This is a genomic window from Sphingomonas guangdongensis (genome assembly GCF_900199185.1).
Lineage (GTDB): Bacteria > Pseudomonadota > Alphaproteobacteria > Sphingomonadales > Sphingomonadaceae > Sphingomonas > Sphingomonas guangdongensis.
Genome location: NZ_OBMI01000001.1, coordinates 145819 through 169158 on the forward strand (window position 1 = coordinate 145819; position 23340 = coordinate 169158).

A 23340-nucleotide genomic window follows, 5' to 3' on the forward strand; every position below is an offset into this window, starting at 1 on the left:
CGCTATAGATCCAGCGCCCACCCGTCCCGCCCCTTCGGATCGGGCGGAGACGTCGGCACATACCGCTCCGCCCCGGCGCTGAGCCGCAGGATCGTCCAGTCGCCGCGCCGGTCCACCTTCTCCAGCCGGCACCCGCAGCGCTCGAAGGCCGCCACGACCTCGCCGCGCTGCGTATCCAGCAAGCCCGCGAGCACGATCGTTGCGTCCGGTGCGGCGATCGACGCGACTTCCGGTGCCATCGACACCAGCGGGCCGGCGAGGATGTTGGCAATGACGAGGTCGTAGGGCGCTCCCGCGGTGATCGCGTCGTGGAGCGCCCCATCGGCGACGATCAGGTCCAGCCCGGCGATCCCGTTCCGCGCCGAGTTCTCCCGCGTGACCTCGATCGCCGCCGGGTCGATGTCGGTCGCGGCGACCCGCGCCGTCGGCCAGATCGCGCGCGCGGCAAAGGCGAGCAGCCCGGTCCCCGTCCCCAGATCGATGACGTTGGCGAAGTCGCGCTCGCTCAGGCCGTCGATCATTGCGAGACACCCGCTGGTGGTCGCATGATGCCCGGTCCCGAACGCGCGCCCCGCGTCGATCAGGAACGCCCGGCCACCCGCCGGCGGGTCGATCGGGTGCGCGCTGGTGTGGACCACGAAGCGCCCTTCGCGGATCGGCTCGAGCCCCTCCTGGCTGAGCGTCACCCAGTCCTCGGCCGTCAGCGGCTCCACCACTGGTGCGACGTCGCCGGCACTCGGTACCAGCGCGCGCAGGGCGGCGAGCATCGCCGCGTCGGGCTCGTGCTCGCTGTACGCATCGAGCCGCCACGCCTCGCGGTCGTCCTCGACCAGCTCGGTCGTCATCAGCACCGCGTCGATCGCCAGATCGCTCGCCGCGTCGATCGCCTCCGCCTCCGCGCGCGTGCAGGGAAACGTGGTCTTCCACGAGTCGACCGCCGACCCGGCCGTCGCCGGGCCGTCGGCCGACGCTGCGAACGCAGCCTCGCCGGCCAATCTAACAGCGATCTTACGATCGCTATCGGACATAGCTTGCCCCGTTCACGTCGAGCACCGCGCCGGTCATCGACGCAGGCGCGTCGAGCGCGAGCCAGCGCACCATCTCGCCCACCTCCGCCGGCATCGCGACCCGGCCGAGCGGGATGTCGGCGAGCAGCTTGTCGCCGCCGCGGCTCGCCAGATACTCCTCGGCCATGCCGGTCATGGTGAAGCCGGGGCACACCGCGAACGCGAGGATACCCTCCGCCGCATAGCCGCGCGCGATCGTCTTGGTCATCGCGACCATCCCCGCCTTGGACGCGGCGTAGTGCCAGTGCGCGGGCGAATCGCCGCGGTAGGCGGCGCGGCTCGCGACGTTGACGATCCGCCCGCCCGAGCACCGTTCCTGCCAGTGGCGCACGGCCAGGCGGCAGAGCTCGGCGGACGCGGTCAGGTTGACCCGCATCGTCCGCTCCCACCCGGCGACCCAGGCGTCGTCGTCCAGGTCGAGCGGCGTCGCCTCGAACACGCCCGCGTTGTTGACGAGCACGTCGACCCGGCCGTCGAACACGTCGAGCGCTTGCGCCCACAGGTCGCGCGGGGCCGCCGGATCGGCGAAGTCGGCCGCAAGCGCGCCGCGCGTGGACTGGCCGAGCGCCATGACGTCGGCAGATCCCAGCGCGGTCATGATGGCGGCACCGATGCCGCGGCTGGCGCCGGTGACGAGGATCTTGGTCATGGATGGGCGATAGGCGAAAGCTCCCCTTCCTGAAAGGGAGGGGAGATGAAGAGCGCACCGCAAGCGACCCCAGCTTTCGCTGGGGTGACGGACCTGAAGCGCTAGGCGAGGCTTAACGCCGCCTCAACGCTCGCGCGCTAAGCCACCGGCAGCATGGCCGAGCCCCGTCTCCGATGATCGACAATTTCTCGCTCGCGCTGACCCACGGGCTGATGCTGCTCGCCGCGTGGCGGCTGCTGCGCCGCCCCGATCTCGACCGGGAGGACGCGCCCGACGCGGGCGCGTCGCGCCGGGGCAAGTGGGGGCGGCGCGATGCGTGATCTCGTCTTCGTCGCCTATCTCGGGCTATTCTTCGCGCTCGGCTTCCGGCGCCCGTTCCTGTTCGTGCTGGCGTACGTCTACATCGACCTCGTCTCGCCCCAGCGACTGACCTACTACCTGCTGAACGCGGTGCCGATCTCCATGATCGCCTCGGGCCTCGCGATCCTCGGCTGGCTTGCCGCCGACGACAAGCGTGACCTGCGGATCGCGCCGCGCCAGGGGCTGCTGTTCCTGCTGCTCGGCTACTGCTGGTACACGACGCTCAATGCCGACTTCCCGGTCGAGGCCGCGTTCAAGTGGGAGTGGGTGTGGAAATCGCTCGCCTTCGCGATCTTCCTGCCGCTGACGCTCCGCACGCGGCTCCGCATAGAGGCGCTGCTGCTGTTCGTCGTGCTGGCGACCGCCTCCATCATCATCGTCGGCGGGATCAAGACGCTGGCAACCGGGGGCGGCGGCTACGGCCAGCTCAACCTGATGGTCGCCAACAACAGCGGGCTGTACGAGGGCTCGACCATCTCCATGGCGGCGATCGCGCTGATCCCGGTGATCCTGTGGTTGATGAAGCATGGCACCGTCTTCCCGCCCGACTGGCGGGTGCGGCTGTTCGGCTACGCGCTGCTGTTCGCCTGCCTGCTGATCCCCGTGGGCACGTCGGCGCGGACGGGGCTGCTCTGCATCGCCCTGTTGTTCGTCCTGCTGCTGCGCGATGCCAGGCGGCGATTCCTCTATCTGGGCGGTGCGGCCCTGCTGGCGGTGATCGCGGTGCCGTTCCTGCCGTCGACCTTCACCGACCGCATGAGCACCATCAAGACTTACCAGGCCGATGCGTCCGCCTCGACCCGGCTCGCCGTGTGGCAGTGGACGTGGGACTATGTGAAGGACCATCCGCTCGGCGGCGGGTTCGACGCCTATCTCCAGAACAACATTCGCTACGACAAGGTGAAGGTGGAGAAGGGCGCCGACGGCCAGGCGACCGTCGCCCGCGAACTGGAGGTCGACAAGGCGCGCGCCTATCACAGCGCTTATTTCGAGATGCTGGGCGAGCAGGGCTGGCCCGGGTTCCTGCTGTGGCTCGGCGTCCATCTCGGCGGGCTGTTCCGGATGGAGGTGCTGCGCCGCCGCTACCGCAAGGCCGACGGCGACCAGGCGTGGATCGCCCCGCTCGCCAGCGCGCTGCAGCACGGGCACCTGATCTACCTGCTCGGTGCCGCCTTCGTCGGGATCGCGCTCAACCCCTTCATCTACCTGATCGTCGGGGCGCAGATCGGGCTCGACACCTACCTAGCGGGTCAGCGCGCGCGGGCCGGGGCGAAGCCGTTCCGCGCGCCGCCCCGCCCGCTCCCCGCCTGACGCGTGGCCGGCCTCTTCCTCACCCGCGCGGATACCGACGTGACGGCCGCGCGCGCGCGGTTCGCCGCGCAGGGATTTGCCGCGCCGACCGAGCTGGCGGTGCCGGGCTGGCGCCTGCTCCATGTTGCGCCCGTTCACGGCGGGCCGGACACGCTGCTGCGGCGCGGCGCCGACTGGGTGGCGGTCGCGGGCACGCTCACCGTCGACGACCGGATCGGCGTGCCCGCGCTCGCCGCGCTACTCGACATGGCGGCACTTGAGTGGGACCGGATCGGTGGGCAATTCGCCGCCGTCGTCCACCGGGCCGGGCGGACGACGCTGTTCACCGATTATCTCGCGACCTTTCCGCTCCACCATGACCGGGACGGACGCTGCTTCTCGACCTCGCTGCTCGCAACGATGGAGGCGCAGCCGCGTGTCACCTTCGACGCGCAGGCGGTGTACGAGTTTGCCTTCAACGTCGTTCCGATCGGCGACGACACGCTCTTCTCCGAGGTGAAGACGCTCTCACCCGGCTCGATCGTCACGCTGGGAGCCGATGGCGCGAGCGTCGACCGACAGCCGCGGCCGCTCCCTACCGGACCGAGCGAGGAGCCGCTGGCCGACCGCGTGGCACGCCAGCGCGACCTGCTGCTGCGCGTGGTGGGCGGCGTCGCCGATGCGTTCGATGATCGGATCCACTGCCCGCTCTCGGGCGGGCTCGATTCCCGGCTGGTCCTCGCTGCCCTGCGCGCGAGTGGCCGCCGACCGCAGGTGTACGTCTACGGACCGCCCGGGCTGGACGATGTGCGGATCGCCCGTGCGGCGGGCGAGGCACTCGGCTTCGCCGTTGAGTGGATCAACAAGGAAGCGGCGCCGATCGCGCCCGACGCGTTCGCCGCGCAGGTCGCGGAGAACTTCCGCCGCTTCGACGGCTATCCGACGTTCGGCAACATCTTCGACAATGGTGGGCACCTGGCGGCCTACCATCGCCGCCACGCGGGCGGGGCGCTGGCGGTGTCGGGCGGCGCGGGCGAGATCTACCGCGACTTCTTCTACCTGCTCGATCGCCCGCTGACCGCCGATGCGGTCGCGCGCACCTTCTTTGCGCGCTTCACGACCGGCGATGCGACCGGGTTGTTCGAGCCGCATCGGTTCATCGCCGCGATCGCCGGCAAGATCGCTGCGGCGCTGGACCGACCCGGCGATGTGACGCCGCTCACCCGCACGGAGATCGAGCAGATCTACCCGCGCGTCCGCTGCCGGGCGCTGTTCGGGCGCGAAATCGCGCTGGAGGGAGCGGCGGGCGCCTATCTGGTCCCGTTCCTCGACCACCGCCTCGTTGCCGATGCGCTGACGCTGCCGATGGCGCTGAAGCGCGCCGGCCGGTTCGAGGCGATGCTGATCGACGCGCTCGATCCCGCGCTCGCGCGCCAGCCGTCCGCCTATGGTCACCACTTCGCGCAAGCACCGACGCTTCGCCGCCGTCTTGGCGAGTGGCAGTCGCGCGCCCGCCCGCTGGCGCTGCGCCAGCGCAGCTACGCGATTCAGCGGCGGCTCGGGCCGATGGGCGACGAGCACGGCGGCGAGCTGACACCCGACTACCTCGGCCGCGTCATCGACCTAGACTTTCCGGCGATGCGCCGCTTCTTCCATGTCGATCGCATCACCGATGCCGGGCTGCTGCGCCGGATCGCCTGCCTGGAGTACCTCGCCGCGCAGCTCGGGGGGAGGCTCGCCGCGTGATCTCAGCGCGCGGCGAGCGGCGTGATGCGGGGCGGCAGCTGGTTGTTGCGCACCGTCACGCGGTCGTGCGACCAGTTCCCGACCAAGGTGGTGCTGTGCTTGAACGCGGGCGCCAGCCACGCGCGATTGTTCTCCACTACCAGGCCGGCGGACGAGTTGTCCTGCCCCTCCGGCGCGACGCTGATCATGGTCGAGTAATTGTCCTTGTTCGGCCCCTGCACGAAGCTGTTGCCGGCGATCCGGCCGCTTGCACCGTTCGACAGGTCGATCATGTAGTTGGTGTGGCTGCCCTGGCTGTCGTCGAAGCTGTTGTCGATGATCTCGACGCGGGGTGCGCGGCTCTTGAGGTAGTGCCCGCCGGTGCCGCGCTCGAAGCGCGAGCGGGTGACCTTCAGCGTGCCATAGTCGCCGATGTAGATGCCGTGCGCGCCCTCGCCGGTCGGGTCCTTGCCGAGCCCGGCAAAGGTCGAGCGATCGACGGTGATGACGCCGTTCGGATCGCTGGCGGAGAGGATGCCACACTGGTTGTCGAGGAACATGGCGTTCGCGACCTCCAGATTGCCCTTCTCGATCCGGATGCCAGCACCATTCCCGTCGCTCACCAGATTGTTCATGAAGACGAGGCCGTCGACCCGCGCGCCGGCACCGCGCAGCACCAGCGTCGCCTTGTCCTCGCACACCGCACGGTCGAAGATCGCGGTGCCGGCCTCCGCCGCGACGAAGGTGATGCGCCCGGCCTCCTGCACTGCGCAGTCGCGATACCGCCCGGGCGCGATCCGGATCGTCCCCCGCCCGCTGCCGATCGCCGCCACCGCCTGGTCGAGCCGGCCGTACGCCTGTCCCGTCTCCACCACCGTGAACGGTGGCGCGCGGCGCTGCGGGTTCGCCGGGCTGGCAATGGCGAGCAGGGCAAGCGAGGCGGCGGCGAGGCGGTACATGCGCGGGCATCCTGTGAGGTGAGGCACCCTTCTCATATCAGAGCGCGACCCGCCCCCGCACCCGCGAAGGTCGGCCCGAAGTGAGACAGGTGGCGGAGCTCCGTTCGCTCACCGGCGCGCGCGGCGTGGCCGCGTGGTTGGTCGTGCTGTTCCACATCCGCCTGGCGTTGCCCGAGCTGCCACACCGGGCGAAAGCGGTGATCGCGCACGGCTACCTCGCGGTCGACTTCTTCTTTCTGCTGTCCGGCTTCGTGATCTGGCTCGCCTGGGACGGGCGATTGCGAGAGGGCGGCTGGGCGGCGGTCCCGGCCTTTCTCCAGAAGCGGATCGCGCGCATCTGGCCGCTCCACGCGGTGATCCTGGCGGGTGCCGCCGCGCTGGTCGCCGGGCTCGCGATGACCGGCCGGCACGATCCCCGTGCCTTCCCGGTCGAAGAGTTTCCCTTGCACCTGCTGCTGCTGCAGAACTGGGGATGGACGGCGGCGCTCAGCTGGAATCACCCGGCCTGGTCGATCAGCGTGGAGTGGGCGGCCTACCTGCTGTTCCCGCTGCTGGTGCACGCGATCGACTGGCGCACGCTGCCGAGCGCGGTGATCGTGGCGGCGGTGGGGGCGCTGTTCCTGCTGCTCGCCAGCGTGTTCGCGGCGGCCGGCGCGACCAGCCTTGGCGCCGATGTACCGAGACTCGGCCTGGTGCGGTGCCTGGTGGAGTTCAGCGCGGGCGGGGCGATTGGTGCGCTGTGGTGGCGATGGCGTGATCGGCCCGGGCTGGCGATCGGCATGGCCGTCATCGCGGCCGCACTGCTGACCAGCCCGCTCCCGGAGCCACTCCGCGTGCCCCCCGCCCTTGCCGCCCTCCTGCTCGGGCTGGCGCTCGCCGGCGATGCCCGCAACCCGCTCGGGTGGCGGCCGCTCCATTATCTCGGGGAGGTCAGTTACGCGACCTACCTCTCCCACTACCTCCTGTGGTTCGCGTGGAAGCTGGCGTTCGTCACAAACCCGCGCGCTGTGCCGGCGGCTGTGATAGCGAGCTATTTGCTAGCGGTGCTGGCGAGCTCGGTGGCGCTGTACCATCTGGTCGAGCGGCCGGCGCAGCGGTTGGTGAACGGGTGGCGCCTACGTCCACTTAAACCGTTCGCGCTGAGTAGAGACTGAGTAGCTGCGGAGCAGCGTATCGAAGGCTCGTATCGAAGCGCGCTTGTAGCCCGCGACAGCCCTTCGATACGCGCCTTCGCCTACGCTCAGTCGCTACTCAGGACGGACGGGAGAGAGCCGTGCTCCCGCGCCGGCGGGAGCACGGCCGACCTCAGGCGTCGACGCTTGCCAGCGCCTCGATGATCGCGCGGTTGAAGGCGGGGATGTCGTCGGGCTTGCGGCTGGTGATCAGGTTGCCGTCGACCACAACCTCCTCATCGACCACCTCGGCCCCGGCGTTGGCAAGGTCGGTGCGGATCGATGGCCACGATGTCAGCGTGCGGCCGTCAACCACGTCCGCCTCCGCCAGCAGCCACGGCCCGTGGCAGATAGCGGCGACGATCTTCCCGTCGTCCATGAACTCGCCCGCGATCTCGACCGCGCGGTCGTTGGTGCGCAGCGTGTCGGGGTTGGCGACCCCGCCCGGCAGCAGCAGCGCGTCGTAGTCGGCGCTCGCCACCTCATCGACGGTCAGGTCGGGCGTGATCGTGTCGCCCTTCTCGTCCTTTTCCATGCCCTGGATCGGATCGGTCTTGAGGCTGGCGAGCGTCACCTGCGCGCCCGCATCAATCAGCGCTTGGCGCGGCTGGAACAGCTCCGACTGTTCAAAGCCGTCGGTGGCGAGGATCAGGACGTGCGTATCCTTGAGGTCGGGCATGGCCGGTACTCCGAAAGGTGAGGGGTTCGCCGGTCACAACCCCCGGGGTCGGCGGGGCGTTCCGGAACGGATCGATAAGCGGAGCATTGCTAGCGGTATGACGACGAGAGGATCGCGGTGGCGAACATAGTCTATTCGGATGGCAGCGAACCCGGGATCACCCGACGCAAGATCCGGGACAAATGGGGGTACTTCGACGCGGCCGGCGAACGCATTACCGAACGCGACGAGATCGATCGGCTGAACGCGATCGGCCTGCCTCCTGCCTACCGCGACGCCTGGTTCTGCCCCGACCCGAACGGCCACATTCAGGCGGTCGGCTGGGACGAGAAGGGGCGCAAGCAGTACCGCTACCACACCGAGTTCCGCGCCGCGCAGGAGGCCGCGAAATACGAGGGCTGCTCCGGCTTCGGCGCCAAGCTGCCGCTCCTGCGCAAGCAGGTGGAAAAGGACCTGCGCCATCCCGGGCTCAGCAGGGCGCGCGCCGTCGCCGCTGTCGTCCGCCTGCTCGACATCGCGCGTGTCCGCGTCGGCAACGAGGCCTACGCCCAGGCCAACAAGAGCTTCGGCGCGACCACGCTCAGAAAGCGCCACGCCGAGCTGAAGGGATCGACGCTCCGGCTCCAATTCAAGGCCAAGTCGGGCAAGCTGCGCCAGCTGACCATCACCGACAAGTCGCTCAGCCGCTTCGTCAAACGCGTCAACGACCTGCCCGGCCAGCACCTGTTCCGCTGGGTCGACAAGGCGGGTGAGACGCACCCGGTCACCTCCAGCGACGTCAACGAGTACATCAAGGCGGCGATGAAGGACGATTACACCGCCAAGCATTTCCGCACTTGGGGCGCGAGCGTGATCGCGTTCGAGACGATCGTGTGCGCCGAACACGACATCGGGCTCAAGACGCTGCTCGAGCCGGTCGTCGCGGCGCTCGGCAACACGCCCGCGATCGCGCGCAAGAGCTATGTCCACCCGAGCCTGATCGAGCTGGTGAAGACGGGCGACCAAGCGCAGCTGCGCGCCGTCAAGCTGCCTCGCAGCCTGCCCTACCTCACCCGCTACGAGCGCGGGCTGCTCGCCTGGCTCGACGGCGGCAGCGGGGCACAGGCGCTGGCGGCCTAGCCGCTTCCGGCCCCCCTTCGTCACCCCGGCCTTGAGCCGGGGTCCCGCTTTCTGCCAGTCTTGGAAAGAAGCGGAACTCCGGATCAAGTCCGGGGTGACGCAAGAGTAAAGCCGTTTGGAAGTCTGTTTGAGCAACACCACCAACACCGCCGCCCCCGCCCGCCTGATCACCGGTGACGACATTGCGGCGCATGTGACCGCGCTCACCCGCGACAGCGTGTCGTGGCTCCAGGCGCACTGGCTCCAGATCCTGATCGCGGCCGGCATCGCCGCGGTGATCGTCATCGGGCTGATGACGCTGCGGCGCTACGCGGAGAAGCTGTGCGACCGCCCGCAATTCCTGGGCGGCTGGGGGCGGATCGTCGGCCGTGCGGCGGCGCGGACGCACAGTTTCTTCATCGTCATGGTCGCGGCGCGGCTCGTGTCCGGTTACGCCGTCCCGCCGCCCGCGGTCGCGACCACCATCGTCTTCCTGTTCACGGTCGCCGCCGTCTTCCAGGCGGCGATCTGGGCGCGCGAGCTGATCCTCGGGTTCGTTGAGCATCGCACCGCCGGATCGGAGCACGCCGCACTCGGCAGCGCGTTCGGGCTCATCCGCCTGCTCGTCACCTTTGCGCTGTTCGCGATCGCGTTCATCGTCGTGCTCGACAATCTGGGTGTCAACGTGACCGGCCTAGTCGCGGGTCTGGGCGTCGGCGGCATCGCGATCGGCCTGGCGGCGCAGGGTATCTTCGCCGACCTGTTCGCCGCCCTCGCGATCATCTTCGACCGGCCGTTCCGCAAGGGCGACAAGATCAGCTACGACCAGACGAGCGGCGTCATCGAAGAGATCGGGCTGAAGTCGACCCGCATCCGCTCGTTCGACGGCGAGAAGCGGATCATCGCCAACAAGAACCTGCTCGACAAGGAAATCCAGAACACCTCCGACAAGGAACACACCCGCATCAAGCTGGTGATCGGCGTGGCGTACGAGACCCCGCCCGACAAGCTGCGCGCCATGCCGGACATGCTGACCGGCATCGTCGAGGTGGCTGGTGCCACGGTCGCGCGCGCGAGCTTCGAGAGCTTCGGGGCGAGCTCGATCGACTTCTTCCTGTGGTTCGACGTCCCCGGCGATGACTGGCCCGCTGCGCACAAGGCGCGCGACGCGATCATGATCGGCATTGTCGAGCGCTTCGCGGCAGAGGGGATCGTGATCCCGTATCCCACGCAGACCACCTACACGGCTGCGCCCGACGGGCACCTCGTCATGCCATACGCGGAGGTGCAGCCGGTGCATGAGGTGGCGCGGCAGGCGGGCCTTGGCGACGCGAAATTACAGGACAGCTAGCAGTACAATGTCCGCTTTTGGTGGTTAGCGGACATTGCGGCAGGTAGGGGCTGCGGCGGAAAGGGCTTCCGTCAAGCGTGTGAGCATCCTTTCGCCCGCCACGACGGTCGAGCCATTCTTAGACGCCACGTACAGGCGAAACTCATAGTTCGCCTTGCCCGTCCAGTTGATCGCCTCAACCTCAAACTTCCCGCTAATCAGCCGAAATGCGATGACGTCGTTCGCTTGATTGTGACCGAAGTGAAAGTTCATTCCCGTCCGACGAGCCGCTACTTGCATTCGGCAAATTACTTCTTTCGGCGATCCGGGGATGGCGACTTCTCTTGTTTGAACGGGAAGTTCGGTTTTTGGGGCACAGCCCAACAGCAACGCCGTCGAAACCGCGATCACGTTCAATGAGGCTCCCATAAGCCCGCTTACAACAGGAACCGAAGGTCTGCTATTGCGCGAAAGCGGACGTTCAGCCGCTTAACTAAACACCCCCTTCGTCCAAACTCAGCAGCGTTGCGTTGCCGCCGGCGCTGGTCGTGTCCACCGACACCGCCCGCTCGGCGCAGAAGCGCGGCAGGTAGTGCGGACCGCCCGCCTTCGGCCCCGTGCCCGACAGCCCCTCGCCGCCGAACGGCTGCGATCCGACCACCGCACCGATCATCGATCGGTTGATGTAGAGGTTGCCGACGGCGGCCTCCGCCTCCGCCACATCGGCGGCGCGCGCGATGCGGCTGTGCAGCCCCATGGTCAGCCCGAAGCCCTTGGCGTTCACCCGCGCGATCGTCTCGGCGAGTTCGCCCGCCCGCCACGTCGCGACGTGGAGGACCGGCCCGAACCACTCCTGGCGCAGGTCGTCCAAGTGACGCAGGCGGATCAGCGTCGGCGGCACGAACCGACCCTCCGCCGGCACCGCGACCGTCTTGATCCACTGCGCCTCGACGCTCGCGCGGTAGCCCATCAGCCGCTCGTAAGCCGCATCGTCGATCACCGGACCGACGTCGGTGCGCGGATCGCGCACGTCGCCGACGCGCAGCAGGTCCATCGCGCCGCCCAGCATCTCGATCAAGCCGTCCGCGATCTCCTCCTGCAGCAGCAGCAGACGCAGCGCCGAGCAGCGCTGCCCGGCCGAGCGATAGGCGCTGGTCAGCACGTCGGCGACGACCTGCTCCGGCAGCGCGGTCGAATCGACGATCATCGCGTTGATCCCGCCGGTTTCCGCGATCAGCGGCACGATCGGCCGCATGTCGTCCGCCAGCAGGGTGCGCGCGATCCGCTTGGCGGTGCCGGTCGATCCGGTGAACGCGACGCCCGCGATCCGCGTGTCGGCGGTCAGGGCCGCACCGACCTCCGGACCGCCGGGCGCCAGGATCAGCGCGTCGGCCGGAACGCCCGCCGCATGCCCCAGCCCGACCGCGCGCGCGGCGATGCCGGGCGTCTGCGGCGCGGGCTTCGCGACCACCGTGTTGCCGGTCACCAGTGCGGCGGCGCACTGGCCGAGGAAGATCGCGAGCGGGAAGTTCCACGGCGCGATCGTCACCCATGTGCCGCGCCCGGTCAGCCGCATCTCGTTGCGCTCGCCCGTCGGACCCGGCAGCGTTATCGTCTGCAGGTCGATGCGTGCGCGCTGAGCGTAGTAGCGGCAGAAATCGGCGGCCTCGCGCACCTCGCCGACCGCATCGGCGAAGGACTTGTGCGCCTCCTTGACCGCATAGGCCATCAGCTCGATGCGGTGCTCCTCCAGCAGGTCGGCGAGTCGTTCCAGCACCTGCGCGCGATGCTCGACGTCGGTCCGGCTCCAATCGCCGAACGCCGCCTCCGCGCGCGCGATGAGCGGCGCGACGTCGCTTTCACCAAGCGCCAGCGTCCCGCGCCCGGTCAGCGGCACCGGCGATGCGTTCACCGCCTGCACCGTGCTGGCGAGCGTATCCTTGTCCTGCAGGTCGATGCCGGCGCTGTTCGCCCAGGCGCCGAACAGATCGCGTGGGCGTGGGATGGAGGGATGCCGCGCGCCACCGACCGCGGTGACCTTCTCGACCGGATCGGCGAGCAGCTCCTCGTCGGTCAGCCCCTCATCGGCGAGCTGGTGGACGAAGGAGGAGTTGGCGCCGTTCTCCAGTAGTCGACGCACCAGGTACGCCAGCAGGTCGCGGTGGCCGCCGACCGGCGCGTAGATGCGGGTGTGATAGCCTTCCTCCCGCACCAGCCGCTCGTACAACCCCTCGCCCATGCCGTGCAGGCGCTGGAACTCGAAGTCGCGGGACGCACCGGCCCAGTCGAGGATGGTCGCGACCGTCAGCGCGTTGTGGCTGGCGAACGCCGGGCGAATGTTCCGCGCGTCCAGCATGTCGCGGGCGCACGCCAGGTATGACACGTCCGTCGCCGACTTGCGGGTGAACAGCGGATAGTCGGGCAGCCCCTCGACCTGCGTCCGTTTGATCTCGCTGTCCCAATAGGCGCCCTTGACCAGCCGGACGTTCATCAGCCGCCCGCGGTCGTTCGCCCAGGCGATCACCGGTCGCGCGCGCTTGCCGTACGCCTGCACCGCCATGCCGAAGCCGTCCCAGCCGGCGAGCGAGGAATCGGCGGCGACCGCGCCGATGATGTCCAGGCTCATCTCCAGCCGCTCGCTCTCCTCCGCATCGACGGTGAAGGGGATCCCGGCCGCCGCCGCCATCCGCGCGAGCTCCAGCGTCATCGCGGTCAGCTCGGGCACGCACGTGTCGTACTGTGTCACCTCGTAGCGTGGATGGAGGGCGGAGAGCTTGACGGAGATCGAGTGGCCGGCGGCCGCGTTCGCGCCGATCGCCCGGATCGCCCCTGCATAGGCATCGAAGTAGCGGCGCGCGTCGGTAGTGGTGCGCGCCGCCTCTCCCAGCATGTCAAAGCTCGCGGTGAAGCCACGGTTCTCCGATCGCTCCATGCGCCGGGACGCTTCCTCGATGGTGCGGCCCATGACGAAGACCTCGCCCATCATCTTCATGGCGGCGCCCACCGCCTGGCGCACGAACGGCTCGCCCGCGCGGCTCATCAGCCGCTTCAGCGCGCCGCCGCCGTCCCCCACCAGCGCGCGGCCGACCACCAGGCCCCAGGTGGCGGAGTTGACCAGCAGCGAGTTGGAACGGCCGGCGTGGCTCTTCCAGTCGGCGTCACCCAGCTTGTCGGCGATCAGCAGGTCGGCCGTTTCCGGGTCCGGCACGCGCAGGAACGCCTCCGCCAGGCTTAGCAGCGCGACGCCCTCGCTGGAGTTGAGACGGTATTCCTGCAGGAACTGGTTGACCCAGCCCTTGGTCTGCGCAGCGCGCAGGTCGGCGATCAGCCCGGCGGCGTGCCCAACCACCCGCCCGCGCGACTCGGGGGTGAGCCGCGCCCGCTCAATCAGCGATTTTAGAACATCCGGTTCGCTCGCGCGGTGCAGCCGCTTCATTTCGGCACGGGCGGAAGTCGTAGCGTCAGTCATTGGTTTTCGTGTTCTCGGTTCGGGGCAGGCTTGCTTGCGCGCCGTTCGCCCGTCAAAGGAATGCCGCCCTATGCGACAAAGCGGGGGCGAGGGGAATGCCGTGACGCCGATCACCATGGAGGAACGCAGTCGCCAGATCGGCACGGAGACCGTGTCCGACTGGGTTGCCGTCACTCAGGAGATGGTCGACCGCTTCGCCGACGTAACGGGCGACCACCAGTTCATCCACGTCGATCCGGTCCGCGCCGCCGCCACGCCGTTCGGCGGCACGATCGCGCACGGTTTCCTCACGCTGTCGCTGATGCCGCAGCTCATCCAGCGTGCGCCGCAGCCGGTGATCGCAGGCATCAGGATGGTCGTGAACGCCGGGTGCAACCGCCTGCGCTTCGTGCAACCGGTGCGTGCGGGCGCACGCGTCCGCGGCCGCTTCGCGCTTCGGGAGCTTGTCGAGAAACGTCCCGGCCAGTGGCAGCAGGTCACCGACTTCACCGTCGAGATCGAGGGTGAGGACAAGCCCGCGATCGTCTCCGAATGGATCAGCCAGATCTACCTTTGAGAGGAGCCAATCCCATGCGTTCAGCCGTTATCGTCTCCACTGCCCGCACGCCGATCGGCCGGGCGTATCGCGGTGCGTTCAACAACCTGCCCTCGCCTACCCTCGCCAGCCACGCCGTGAAGGCGGCGGTGGAGCGCGCCGGGATCGACGGGGCGCAGGTTGACGACGTGGTGTTCGGCGCGGCGCTGCAGCAGGGCGTGCAGGCCGGCAACATCGCGCGCAACGTGGCACTCCGCTCCGGCCTGCCGACGACAGTCGCGGGCATGTCGCTTGATCGCCAGTGCGCGTCCGGGCTGATGGCGATCGCCACCGCCGCCAAGCAGATCATGGTGGATCAGATGGACGTGGTGATCGGTGGCGGTGTCGAGAGCATCAGCCTGGTGCAGACACCGCAGATGCGCGTCGCCCCCGATCCCGAGTTGCTGGCGATGCACGACGACATCTACATGCCGATGCTCCAGACCGCGGAGGTCGTCGGCAAGCGATACGGCATCGGACGCGACCGCACCGACGCCTACTCGCTTGAGTCTCAGCAGCGCACCGCCGCCGCGCAGGCCGCGGGCAAGTTCGACGACGAGATCGTGCCCGTCACCGCGACCATGAACGTCGTGAACAAGGAAACGAAGGAAGTCTCCACCAAGGAAGTCACCCTCGCCAGGGACGAGGGCAATCGCGCCGACACGACGCTTGCCGGGCTGGAGGCGCTCCAGCCGGTGCTGCCGAACGGCACGATCACCGCGGGCAACGCGAGCCAGCTCTCGGACGGTGCCAGCGCCTCGGTGCTGATGGAGGAGAAGCTGGCGGAGCAGCGCGGCCTCACCCCGCTCGGCCGCTACGTCGGCATGGCGGTCGCCGGCACCAAGCCTGACGAGATGGGGATCGGCCCGGTCTTCGCCGTGCCCAAGCTGCTGGAGCGCTTCAATCTCAAGATGGACGACATCGGCCTGTGGGAGCTGAACGAGGCGTTCGCGGTGCAGGTGCTCTACTGCGCGGACAAGCTCGGCATTCCGTACGAGTTGCTCAACGTCAACGGCGGCTCGATCTCGATCGGTCACCCGTACGGCATGACCGGCGCGCGCTGCACCGGCCACGCGCTGATCGAGGGCAAGCGCCGCGGTGCCAAGTACGTGGTCGTCACCATGTGTGTCGGCGGCGGCATGGGCGCGGCCGGGCTGTTCGAGGTCCTCTGACCCCGCGCGCGGGACCCCTCACTGCGGTCCCGCGCAACCATCCCGGCATCGTCTCGTTACGCCTCCGAGCCACAGATCAGGAGGTGCCGCGATGGGCAACAAGAGCGACGACGATATCAAGCAGGACATGTGGACGGCGATGGCCGACAGTCCGTACGTGATGGTCGGGCTGGAGGGCGACGGCCAGCATAGCGAGCCGATGATGGCGCAGCTCGATCCCGACGCGCACGGCGAGTTCTGGTTCTACACGAAGAAGGACAACCGGATCGCCCCAGGCGGCAAGGCGATGGCGCAGTTCGTTTCCAAGGGACATCGCCTCTACGCCTGCATCGCGGGCACGCTGGTCGAGGAGACCGACCCCGCGGTGATCGACCGCTACTGGAACAAGCAGGTGGAGGCTTGGTTCGACGGCGGCCGCAACGATCCGGCGCTCAAGATGATGCGCTTCGAACTCGGCACCGCCGAGATCTGGGAAGCGGACACGTCGCTTAGCGGCAAGTTCAAGATGCTGACCGGTCAGACGATCAAACCGCAGGAAGCGGGTAGCCACGCCGAAGTAGCGCTGTAAGATAACCTGAATCAGCGATTCTACCGCAGCGGGTCATCCGGCCCGCCGCGCCCCGTTTCCGGAGAGACAGTGACGTGAGCGTAGCCTTTCGCCGCGAGAGCGACGACGAGCATCTGGAGCCGACGTTCGAGCTGCCGATTGCGCGCGGGCCGAACTTCGTGACGGCGCGCGGATTGCGCTTGATCGAGGCACGCGTTGCCGAACTGGAGCGCGCGCTGGCCGCGGCGGCCGACGATGCCGAGCGCAAGGCGCTGCGCCGCGCCCATCGCTACTGGAGCACCCGGCAGTCGACGGCCCAGCTCGTGCCGGCTCCCGAAGGGCGCATGGTCGCGATTGGATCACGCGTGACCTTCTGCCACAACGGTGAGGAACGCGTGGTGACGATCGTCGGCGGAGACGAGGCTGATGCGGCTAGCGAGCGGATCGCCTTCTCCGCCCCGCTCGCCCGCGCGCTGCTCGGCGCGGAACCGGGCGAGCGCCGCGACTTCGCGGGCGCGGAGGATGCGCTGGAGGTCGTGGCGACGGAAGCTGACCGCCGCGACTGACCAGCGAGTTAGCGCAGCGTTAACCAACCTCGGATAAGCCATCGAGCGCCTCCTTAGAGGAAGACTGCGCTCGATGACCGTCCACGTCCCGATCACCCGTGAGCTGAACAACGACGCGATCCGCGCCGCTGCGCGCCACTGCGGTCAACTGGCGGTCGGGTGCAGCGATGCGGCGGGCTATGCCGCGGGTGTGTCGGAGCGGATCGGCCACCAGCTCGCGGCGCTTACCGAGCTGGAGGGCGTTACCGCAGCGCTCGACGCCGACCAGCGCGCCGTCGCGCAGGCGACCGGGGAAGCGCGCCGGCTGTCCGACCAGGCGCGAGACACGCTGGCGCGGGAATTGACCCAGATCGCCGGCTCGATTGGTGACTTCGCCGCACTGACCGACCTCATCACCCGGCTGGGCACCCGAATGACCGACTTCGCCGCGGCGATGGAGCAGGTTCAGCGCGTGTCGAGCGCGATCGACGACATCGCCCGCAAGACCAATCTGCTCGCTCTCAACGCCACGATCGAGGCGCAGCGCGCAGGCGACGCGGGACGCACCTTCACCGTTGTCGCGGCGGAGGTGAAGAAGCTGGCGCAGGAAACCCGCCAGGCGACCGACGAGATCAATCGCACCATGGCGAGCTTCGCCCACGAGGCCGGTACGGTCATGCGCGAGATCGACGAAGGCGTCGGCAAGTCCGTCCTCGCGCAGAAGGGTGTCGAGCAGATCAGCCACACGGTGGCCGAGGTCGGCGACATCGTTACCCGCGTCGATCGGATCACCGACGGGATCGAGCGCTCGACCGAGGTCACTTCCGAGAGTGTGGTACGCGTGCGCGAGACGCTGCGGCTGTTCGGCGCGCAGGCGCGGGAGGGCGGGCGCCAGTCGATCAGCGCGCATGAGCGGCTTCGGAAGCTGGAGGCGCTCTCGAACGACATGCTCGACCGGCTGGCGCACTCCGGCGCGACAATCGACGACACGCGCTTCGTCAACGCCGCAGTTGCCGGGATGCAAGAGGTGCAGGCAATCGTGGAGGAGGGACTCGCGGCCGGCGCGGTCGGCGAGGCCGACGTGTTCGACACCGATTACAAGGACATGCCGAGGACCGATCCGGTCCAGCAGACCACTCGCTTCAACGACTTCGCCGACGCCCGCATCCGGCCGCTCCTCGACCAGCTGGCGCGTAGTGACGAGCGCCAGATCCTCGGCTGCGCCATCACCGACGTGAACGGTTATCTGCCCACCCACCTGTCCTGGAAGTCGCTGCCGCAGCGCCCCGGCGAGCCGGCGTGGAATGCCGAGAACTGCCGCAACCGGCGCAACTTCATGGACGAGGCGACGGCCAGGGCAGTCGCGTTCGACGGCGACTTCATGCTGGTCACCTATCGCCAGGATCTGGGGCAAGGCCGCTACCGCGCGGTCAAGAGCGTGTTCGTGCCGCTGTGGTTCGCCGGCCGGCGCTGGGGCAATTTCGAGATCGCCTTTATCGACTGAGCGCCCGGTTCGCTCACGGCATCGTGCGGACGATCACCTCCAGGTCGCGGCCGTCGATCCGCAGCTCGTTGAACGACGGGCGGCTCTCGCGCACCCGCGACGACAGCGTGCCGGCACCGATCATCCGGACCGGGCGACCGCCCTCCTCCACCACCCGGTCGAACGGGTCATGGACATGGCCGGACAGCACCGCATCGGCCCCGGCCTGGGCGAGCGCCGCGAGCGCGGGGCGGCCGTTATGGGTGCGCGCGGTGGCCTGCGTTCCCGCCTCGATCAGCGGATGGTGGCAGGCGACGATGACCAGCCCGCCCTTGTCCGCCGCCTCCACGCCGGACACTGCCTTGCGCAGCGATCGGTCGCTGACGCTACCCTTGGACCAGTTGCGCAGCTGGAAGCGCGCCGTGGTCTTCATCGGCACGATGGTGACGCCGGGCAGGTCGAGCTCCTTCTCGATCACTGCCTCCAGCCGGGTGAAGCGCCGATAGGGCCGGAACAGCCGCGCGAAGAGGTTAAAGGCGGGCAGGTCGTGGTTGCCGACCTCCACCGTCACCGGTCGCTTCAGCGCCTCCAGCCAGGCGGTGGCGGCGGCGAACTCGGCCGAGCGCGCGCGCATCGTCAGGTCGCCGGTCATGACGATCGCGTCCGGTCGCTCGGCATGAACGGCCGCGTCGAACCAGGCAACCGCGGCGCGGTCCTCACGCCCGAAATGGACGTCGCTTACGTGAAAGAGCCGAATCATGGGCGGGCGAACGCGCGAGCACGCGGATCGGACCCAAGCAGGTGGAGCGTCAGGCGGCGACCACCTGCCGCACGCCCTCGTCCGACAGCGGCGTCGTGAAGCACAGCCCGGCCCGCTGCCCGTCCACCCACGCGACCCGCGCCGCCCGGGCCTCACGCGCGAAGTGGATGATGACGCTGCTGCCCGGCGAAACGGGCGTCGGCGCATGCACCAGCGCGCCGCCGGTAGATAGGTTGAGCAGGTGGACCCGCGACGATGCGCCGCGAACGATCATCTCGCCCGGCAGGAACAGCTTCAGCCGCGGGCTGCGGCGCTGGTGATGGGTCCCGTCGAGCTGCATGGCGTTCCCTGTCATCCACGCCGAACCGATCGGCCGCAAGCCCGGTTCCGAAGAATGATGCTTAGCGATTAAGTAACGGATGCAGGTTGTTAGCGGCAGGCGCTGCCAGGTGAGCTTACGCCTTCTTGGACGTCAGCAGGCGGCAGACTATCAGGTGAAGGCGTGGAGCGGGTGAAGGGAATCGAACCCTCGTCGTAAGCTTGGGAAGCTTCTGCTCTACCATTGAGCTACACCCGCACGTCAGCGACTTGGCGCTGATCGGGACCCTCAGCAGCTCCCATGTGGGTGCGCTACCGTCGGGCGACCGATTGCCACATGATGAGCCGTGCGGTCAACACGCACTGCACGGAACAGACCTGAAACTAGCATGGAGCGAAGTCGACTGGTTTTCAGCACCATCACCGCCGCTCGTACGGAAGCGCGCTGAGACACTTACATCGCCGCGCTGGACGTGCGGTTCACGCCAGAGGGCGAGAAAGCATTCCGTTGGCCTCCGGCTCCCCGCGGCTGAACGGCTCCGCGGCCGAATGACAGCGGCGTCAATCGGGTATCCGCCGTTCCCATGTTCGTCTACAGAGCGCCGTGGCTGCTTTGCCTAAACGGAGTTGGCTCATGCGCGCGAGATCCCTCCCCTGGTTGGTTGCGGCGATTATCTTCGTTGGAACGGCAGGCACCGGTGCAGCACAGGATCTCGGCGGCTACTACGGCGGCATGGCGATGGGCGGCCTCGTCACCAACCAGACCAACATCACACAATCGGCGATCGGCACGCGCGGCGAGCAGGACGCGGCAGAAGCGGCGCAGCCTTCAGAAGCGGAAACCGCCCCGCCGCTGCGCTATACCCCCTCACTGGCGCGGCGAAGATCGAACCTCGCTGGCTTCGTGGCCAGGCTGCGCGCCGGTGATCCGCAAGGGGCAACGGCGCTGGAGCAGGCGGCTGCCTCGGGGGACCTCATCGAGTCGATCGGCGCCGATCTCGCGCGCTACGGGCTTCGGATCGACGACGTGGCCGATGCCTATTCGGTGTGGTGGGTGAATGCCTGGCTGGGCTGGGCGGGCGACACCAGCGATCAGACCCGCGCGCAGATGGCCGCCGTCCGCGCGCAGGCGGCCCGCGCAGTCGCCGCGACGCCGTCCTTCGCAAATGCGGACGAGGCGGCGAGGCAGGAGTTCGCCGAGAGCCTGTTGGTGCAGGCCGCGCTGATCGGTGCCGCGACCAAGCAGATCGAGACCGATCCCGCAATGAAGCCGCAGCTGCGTCAGGCGATGGCGCAAGCGGGCCAAGGCATGGGACTGGATTTCGCGGCGATGAGGCTGACCAGTTCGGGCTTTCGGGCGGTCGGCGAGTAGGCTTCGGCCGCCCGGGAGAGGACGGCATGGACTGGCTCGAATTTGCGATGGGCCTTCTCGGCGGCCTCGCGCTGTTCCTCTACGGCGTGGACCTGCTCGCGACGGCGCTGCGGGAGGCGCAGGGCGGACGTTTTCAGAAGCTGCTGGAGCGATCCGCGAGTAATAGGATCGCCGCGCTCGCCAGCGGCACGGCGGCGACGGTCGCGCTCGACTCCTCCTCGGTCGTCATCATCCTTCTGATCACGATCGTCGATGCCGGTCTGATGCCCTTTGCCAAGGCGCTGCCCGTGATCCTGGGTGCCAACGTCGGCACGACCTTCTCGAGCCAGGTGTTCGCCTGGAACGTCGATACCTATGCGCCGGTGGCCGTCGCAGGGGGGCTGATGTGGAAGGCGCTGGCCCGCTCGGACAGCGCCAGGCGCCGTGCGACGGTCGTCCTCGGACTCGGGCTCGTGCTATTCGGCCTCAACATCATCGGCACTGCCGCCGAACCGTTGCAGGAACAGCCGCAGATCATCGACTGGCTGAAACAACTGGAGACGCCCCTGCTCGGTGTAGCCGTGGGCGCACTCGCCACCGTCGCGATCCAGTCCTCCTCGGCGATGATGGGGATCGCCATCACGCTCGCCGGGGGCGGACTGATCACGCTGCCCGCCGGCATCGCGCTCATGCTAGGAGCCGAGATCGGCACCTGTGCGGACACGCTGGTGGCGACCGCCGGGCGCTCGCGCGCCGCGGTGAAGGCCGGAATCTTCCACCTGTTGTTCAACATCGCGACCGTCGGCATCGGTATCCTCCTCATCGATCGGCTCGCCGGCTTCGGACAGGCGACCTCTGCCGAGCCTGGTCAGCGCATCGCCAACGCTCATGTGCTCTTCAATGTCGTCGGCGCACTGGTCGCCTTGCCGTTCACGGCGAGCGCCGCCTCGTTGCTCGAGCGCCTCGTGCCTGAGCGGGACGGCCGCGATCCGACCGCGACGGGGAGCGAGCGACCAGCGAGCGCATCGGGCGCAAATTGATCGTTTGTATTGCCTGTCCGCCAGTCTAACAGGTTGCGATCGGCTGATCATTCGGGAGGATCGCTTTGGTACGAGGCGCTGCGTTGGTCACGACCTTGCTCAGCTGCGGCCTGATCGGCTGCGGTGGCGGAACGTCGGACGCTGGCAACCAATCGGCCGAGCAGTTGCCGCCAAGCGTGGTCGCGACATCTGGAACGGGCGCGCTCTGGGCGAACGGTGCCAAGAAGGCGCTCGATCTGCAGAGCGCACATCCGAACGGCGTGGTCCTGCAGCTTACCTCCGTGCAGTCGCGGCCAACGGAAACGGTGCTCGGCGTGCGGGTGATCAACGGCCGCGACCGGGCGATCGAGCTCAACCGATTCAACTCCAATCGCGACGGCTATCTCGCACTCGACACAGGCGAGCGCCTGTACCTCTCGCCGCCGGGCAACAACCCCCGGCTGTCGGTCGAGGCGGGTCAGACGCTGGAGGGCGAGCTCGTGTTCCTCGGCAAGCTGCCGCAGAGCCAGAGTGCCGTGCTGATCCTCAACGAGAACGGGCAAACCGACAGCCAGTACACGACCACGCCCGGCTACCGGATCAACCTGCCGCTCGGCACCGTAGCCGGGGCAGCGGCGCGTTGAGCGAACGTCGCACCGGGGGCCGCATCGTGCCGGCCCTGATGCTCTGTGGCCTGGTCGCGGGAGGCTGCGACGGCAGCAGCCTGCTCGGCACGTCGCCGGGCGCACCGCTGGACGCGCAGGTTTTGCATCCAAACGGCACGGTCATCCAGCTGATCGCCATCAAGGCGGCGGGCGATCGCACCCTGGTCACCGTCCGCGTGCTGAACGGGCGCGACCGGGAGATCACGCTCAACCAGGGGCGGGAGAACTCCTATCTCCTGAGCGACGGCGGCGAGAAGCTGTTCCTTGTTGCTCCCGCCGGCAACCCCAACCTGGCGGTGCCGGCGGGACAGGTGATGGACGGCGCGCTCGTGTTCAGCGGTGCCTTGCCCAGGTCGGATCGCGCGACGCTGGTGCTGAACCAGAACGGCTCCGCCGACGGTACCTACAGCTCTTCCCCGCGATTTCAGATCGCCTTGCCGCTGGATGGGGCATTCGGCGGCAGCGGCGTGCCGGAAGCGTCGGCCCTGTCGAACATGCGACCGCTACCCGCCTCGTCCTTGCGGCCTGCTGCGGCGACCAATTCCAGGCTAGGTGCCGGCGGACAAGCGACGAGTGACCTGAGGACCGTGGAAGCCCTCAAGAGCGAGCTCGGGGCCACCGAAACGGACCGCGGGACGATCGTCTCGCTCCCGGGCGATGTCACCTTCGACTTCGACAAGGCGACGATCCGGGCCAGCGCACAGCCGACCCTGGACCGCCTCGCGGCGCTCATCCTGGCCGGCCCCGCCGGTCAGATCAGCATCGAAGGCCATACCGACGCAAAGGGCGACGACGCCTACAACAAGCGCCTGTCGGAGCAGCGCGCGGACGCGGTCAAAGCCTATCTCTCCGGCAAGCAGGTCGATCCGGCCAGGCTGCGGACGATCGGCCTGGGAGAACTCAGGCCGGCTGCGCCGAATGCCAAGCCGGACGGCAGCGACGACGAGGACGGGCGGCAACGCAATCGCCGGGTCGAAGTCGTGCTGCCGAAGGCGTCACAGGCCGGATAAGGCAGCGCGGCGATTGTTCTCGCCAGGCGCTCACTGCTACGGAAAGTTCTTACGCTCCACGGTCCAGTAGCGGTCGGTGCACAGCTTCACTTTCGAGG

At 68.5% G+C, this 23340-nt stretch carries 23 protein-coding genes and 1 tRNA gene; 15 read left to right on the forward strand and 9 right to left on the reverse strand.

Features of this window, described 5'->3' with window-relative positions; all coding sequences use genetic code 11:
• Positions 1-2: 2 nt before the first annotated feature.
• Positions 3-1028, reverse strand: coding sequence for a 50S ribosomal protein L11 methyltransferase (locus CRO12_RS00750; protein ID WP_097062137.1), 1026 nt, complete (start codon positions 1026-1028; stop codon positions 3-5).
• Positions 1018-1716 (reverse strand): SDR family NAD(P)-dependent oxidoreductase, encoded by a 699-nt coding sequence (locus tag CRO12_RS00755; RefSeq protein WP_097062138.1) that lies wholly within the window; start codon positions 1714-1716, stop codon positions 1018-1020. The genes CRO12_RS00750 and CRO12_RS00755 overlap by 11 nt, the downstream gene beginning before the upstream one ends.
• Positions 1717-1889: 173 nt before the next feature.
• Between CRO12_RS00755 and CRO12_RS17825 the strand changes: the two genes are divergently transcribed.
• Genes CRO12_RS17825 through CRO12_RS00765 form a run of 3 tightly spaced genes read left to right on the forward strand, consistent with a single transcriptional unit; the run spans position 1890 to position 5112 of the window.
• Entirely contained in the window at positions 1890-2036 is a 147-nt protein-coding gene (locus CRO12_RS17825; protein ID WP_179640783.1) for a hypothetical protein, read from the forward strand.
• The gene (locus CRO12_RS00760; RefSeq protein WP_097062139.1) at positions 2029-3387 is read left to right on the forward strand and encodes a putative O-glycosylation ligase, exosortase A system-associated; all 1359 of its coding nucleotides are present in this window, start codon (positions 2029-2031) and stop codon (positions 3385-3387) included. Before CRO12_RS17825 ends, CRO12_RS00760 begins: the two co-directional genes overlap by 8 nt.
• A 3-nt stretch (positions 3388-3390) precedes the next feature.
• On the forward strand, positions 3391-5112 hold the full coding sequence (locus tag CRO12_RS00765) for an asparagine synthetase B family protein (RefSeq protein ID WP_097062140.1): 1722 nt from the start codon (positions 3391-3393) through the stop codon (positions 5110-5112).
• Positions 5113-5114: 2 nt separating this feature from the next.
• Here the strand turns inward: CRO12_RS00765 and CRO12_RS00770 are convergent, their stop codons facing one another.
• Positions 5115-6050 (reverse strand): right-handed parallel beta-helix repeat-containing protein, encoded by a 936-nt coding sequence (locus tag CRO12_RS00770; protein ID WP_218838836.1) that lies wholly within the window; start codon positions 6048-6050, stop codon positions 5115-5117.
• 89 nt (positions 6051-6139) lie between these two features.
• Between CRO12_RS00770 and CRO12_RS00775 the strand changes: the two genes are divergently transcribed.
• Positions 6140-7204 carry an acyltransferase family protein gene (locus CRO12_RS00775; protein ID WP_097062141.1) on the forward strand — a complete coding sequence of 355 codons (1065 nt, stop codon included), beginning with the start codon at positions 6140-6142 and terminating at the stop codon, positions 7202-7204.
• A gap of 151 nt (positions 7205-7355) precedes the next feature.
• Here CRO12_RS00775 and CRO12_RS00780 read toward each other — a convergent pair whose 3' ends face one another.
• Entirely contained in the window at positions 7356-7901 is a 546-nt protein-coding gene (locus CRO12_RS00780; RefSeq protein ID WP_097062142.1) for a type 1 glutamine amidotransferase domain-containing protein, read from the reverse strand.
• 111 nt (positions 7902-8012) lie between these two features.
• Between CRO12_RS00780 and CRO12_RS00785 the strand changes: the two genes are divergently transcribed.
• Together CRO12_RS00785 and CRO12_RS00790 are read left to right on the forward strand one after the other, a co-directional pair.
• On the forward strand, positions 8013-9020 hold the full coding sequence (locus tag CRO12_RS00785) for a DNA topoisomerase IB (protein WP_097062143.1): 1008 nt from the start codon (positions 8013-8015) through the stop codon (positions 9018-9020).
• A 127-nt stretch (positions 9021-9147) separates the two neighbouring features.
• A complete protein-coding gene (locus CRO12_RS00790) occupies positions 9148-10350 on the forward strand; it encodes a mechanosensitive ion channel family protein (protein ID WP_245858092.1) in 1203 nt (400 codons plus the stop codon).
• A 24-nt stretch (positions 10351-10374) separates the two neighbouring features.
• On the opposite strand, the gene CRO12_RS17550 is transcribed toward CRO12_RS00790, so the two are convergent.
• Both CRO12_RS17550 and putA read right to left on the reverse strand, forming a co-directional pair.
• Positions 10375-10746: a hypothetical protein gene (locus CRO12_RS17550; protein ID WP_144033482.1), complete on the reverse strand. Its 372-nt coding sequence runs from the start codon at positions 10744-10746 to the stop codon at positions 10375-10377.
• Positions 10747-10822: 76 nt separating this feature from the next.
• Positions 10823-13765, reverse strand: coding sequence for a bifunctional proline dehydrogenase/L-glutamate gamma-semialdehyde dehydrogenase PutA (gene putA / locus CRO12_RS00800; RefSeq protein ID WP_425442993.1), 2943 nt, complete (start codon positions 13763-13765; stop codon positions 10823-10825).
• A gap of 133 nt (positions 13766-13898) precedes the next feature.
• Here putA and CRO12_RS00805 point away from each other — a divergent pair, with 133 nt between their 5' ends.
• The 5 genes from CRO12_RS00805 (at position 13899) to CRO12_RS00825 (ending at position 18140) form a co-directional block, all read left to right on the forward strand.
• Entirely contained in the window at positions 13899-14354 is a 456-nt protein-coding gene (locus CRO12_RS00805) for a MaoC family dehydratase (RefSeq protein ID WP_425442971.1), read from the forward strand.
• Between the two features lie 14 nt (positions 14355-14368).
• Positions 14369-15544: an acetyl-CoA C-acyltransferase gene (locus tag CRO12_RS00810; RefSeq protein WP_097062147.1), complete on the forward strand. Its 1176-nt coding sequence runs from the start codon at positions 14369-14371 to the stop codon at positions 15542-15544.
• A 91-nt stretch (positions 15545-15635) separates the two neighbouring features.
• A complete protein-coding gene (locus CRO12_RS00815; protein ID WP_097062148.1) occupies positions 15636-16112 on the forward strand; it encodes a pyridoxamine 5'-phosphate oxidase family protein in 477 nt (158 codons plus the stop codon).
• Between the two features lie 74 nt (positions 16113-16186).
• Entirely contained in the window at positions 16187-16657 is a 471-nt protein-coding gene (locus CRO12_RS00820; RefSeq protein ID WP_097062149.1) for a GreA/GreB family elongation factor, read from the forward strand.
• Positions 16658-16730: 73 nt separating this feature from the next.
• The gene (locus tag CRO12_RS00825) at positions 16731-18140 is read left to right on the forward strand and encodes a methyl-accepting chemotaxis protein (RefSeq protein ID WP_097062150.1); all 1410 of its coding nucleotides are present in this window, start codon (positions 16731-16733) and stop codon (positions 18138-18140) included.
• A 13-nt stretch (positions 18141-18153) separates the two neighbouring features.
• On the opposite strand, the gene CRO12_RS00830 is transcribed toward CRO12_RS00825, so the two are convergent.
• The 3 genes from CRO12_RS00830 to CRO12_RS00840 form a co-directional block, all read right to left on the reverse strand.
• Positions 18154-18879, reverse strand: coding sequence for a metallophosphoesterase family protein (locus CRO12_RS00830; RefSeq protein WP_097062151.1), 726 nt, complete (start codon positions 18877-18879; stop codon positions 18154-18156).
• A 49-nt stretch (positions 18880-18928) separates the two neighbouring features.
• Positions 18929-19234 (reverse strand): PilZ domain-containing protein, encoded by a 306-nt coding sequence (locus tag CRO12_RS00835; RefSeq protein ID WP_245858094.1) that lies wholly within the window; start codon positions 19232-19234, stop codon positions 18929-18931.
• 148 nt (positions 19235-19382) lie between these two features.
• Positions 19383-19456 (reverse strand) — tRNA-Gly (locus tag CRO12_RS00840).
• A gap of 375 nt (positions 19457-19831) precedes the next feature.
• Between CRO12_RS00840 and CRO12_RS00845 the strand changes: the two genes are divergently transcribed.
• From CRO12_RS00845 to CRO12_RS17835, 4 genes are all read left to right on the forward strand, one after another.
• On the forward strand, positions 19832-20569 hold the full coding sequence (locus CRO12_RS00845; RefSeq protein WP_144033483.1) for a DUF6683 family protein: 738 nt from the start codon (positions 19832-19834) through the stop codon (positions 20567-20569).
• 26 nt (positions 20570-20595) lie between these two features.
• Entirely contained in the window at positions 20596-21588 is a 993-nt protein-coding gene (locus CRO12_RS00850) for a Na/Pi cotransporter family protein (protein WP_097062154.1), read from the forward strand.
• An 83-nt stretch (positions 21589-21671) separates the two neighbouring features.
• On the forward strand, positions 21672-22211 hold the full coding sequence (locus CRO12_RS17830) for a hypothetical protein (RefSeq protein ID WP_179640785.1): 540 nt from the start codon (positions 21672-21674) through the stop codon (positions 22209-22211).
• Positions 22208-23242: an OmpA family protein gene (locus tag CRO12_RS17835; protein ID WP_179640787.1), complete on the forward strand. Its 1035-nt coding sequence runs from the start codon at positions 22208-22210 to the stop codon at positions 23240-23242. The genes CRO12_RS17830 and CRO12_RS17835 overlap by 4 nt, the downstream gene beginning before the upstream one ends.
• The last annotated feature ends 98 nt before the right edge of the window (positions 23243-23340 follow it).

What these genes read in the sequence shown, in the direction of transcription:
- CRO12_RS00835 (WP_245858094.1), bottom strand. Translation starts at nt 19,234, where the DNA reads ATGACAGGGAACGCCATGCAGCTCGACGGGACCCATCACCAGCGCCGC.
- CRO12_RS00770 (WP_218838836.1), bottom strand. Translation starts at nt 6,050, where the DNA reads ATGTACCGCCTCGCCGCCGCCTCGCTTGCCCTGCTCGCCATTGCCAGC.
- CRO12_RS17825 (WP_179640783.1), top strand. Translation starts at nt 1,890, where the DNA reads ATGATCGACAATTTCTCGCTCGCGCTGACCCACGGGCTGATGCTGCTC.
- CRO12_RS00815 (WP_097062148.1), top strand. Translation starts at nt 15,636, where the DNA reads ATGGGCAACAAGAGCGACGACGATATCAAGCAGGACATGTGGACGGCG.
- CRO12_RS00825 (WP_097062150.1), top strand. Translation starts at nt 16,731, where the DNA reads ATGACCGTCCACGTCCCGATCACCCGTGAGCTGAACAACGACGCGATC.
- CRO12_RS00750 (WP_097062137.1), bottom strand. Translation starts at nt 1,028, where the DNA reads ATGTCCGATAGCGATCGTAAGATCGCTGTTAGATTGGCCGGCGAGGCT.
- CRO12_RS00845 (WP_144033483.1), top strand. Translation starts at nt 19,832, where the DNA reads ATGCGCGCGAGATCCCTCCCCTGGTTGGTTGCGGCGATTATCTTCGTT.
- CRO12_RS00850 (WP_097062154.1), top strand. Translation starts at nt 20,596, where the DNA reads ATGGACTGGCTCGAATTTGCGATGGGCCTTCTCGGCGGCCTCGCGCTG.
- CRO12_RS00755 (WP_097062138.1), bottom strand. Translation starts at nt 1,716, where the DNA reads ATGACCAAGATCCTCGTCACCGGCGCCAGCCGCGGCATCGGTGCCGCC.
- CRO12_RS00780 (WP_097062142.1), bottom strand. Translation starts at nt 7,901, where the DNA reads ATGCCCGACCTCAAGGATACGCACGTCCTGATCCTCGCCACCGACGGC.
- putA (WP_425442993.1), bottom strand. Translation starts at nt 13,765, where the DNA reads ATGAAGCGGCTGCACCGCGCGAGCGAACCGGATGTTCTAAAATCGCTG.
- CRO12_RS00810 (WP_097062147.1), top strand. Translation starts at nt 14,369, where the DNA reads ATGCGTTCAGCCGTTATCGTCTCCACTGCCCGCACGCCGATCGGCCGG.
- CRO12_RS00760 (WP_097062139.1), top strand. Translation starts at nt 2,029, where the DNA reads ATGCGTGATCTCGTCTTCGTCGCCTATCTCGGGCTATTCTTCGCGCTC.
- CRO12_RS00830 (WP_097062151.1), bottom strand. Translation starts at nt 18,879, where the DNA reads ATGATTCGGCTCTTTCACGTAAGCGACGTCCATTTCGGGCGTGAGGAC.